The sequence below is a fragment of the Corynebacterium sp. HMSC036D02 genome (assembly GCF_001836165.1).
GTDB lineage: Bacteria > Actinomycetota > Actinomycetes > Mycobacteriales > Mycobacteriaceae > Corynebacterium.
Window position 1 is genome coordinate 1 of the sequence record NZ_KV827688.1, and the last position, 298, is coordinate 298.

The window sequence follows — 298 nt, forward strand, 5'->3', positions numbered from 1 at the left end:
CGGCTTCTTGTCCGAGTTGTTGTCGTCACGATCCTTCTCGTGATCCTTAACCGGAACCTCGACCTCAACCTTGCCGTCCGGCAGGTCCGGATCCTCAATGGTCACATTAATCGGACCATCAACATCCTCACCCGGAGTAACGATGACCTTGCCGTCCTCGTCAATCTCGACCGGGACGTCCTTGCCATCCTCATCCTTAGCGGAGACCTTGGTGTCGTCGTCCTTGTTCTCAACCTTGATACCAGAATCCTGCGGATCATCAGTCGGATCAACAGTCTTCACATCGGAATCATCAACC

At 53.7% G+C, this 298-nt stretch carries 1 protein-coding gene; it reads right to left on the bottom strand.

The window, feature by feature from the left end:
• Positions 1–282, bottom strand: a 282-nt coding sequence (locus HMPREF2743_RS07965) for a hypothetical protein (protein WP_210400255.1), incomplete at its 3' end; no start/stop codon positions are given.
• Between the last annotated feature and the right edge of the window lie 16 nt (positions 283–298).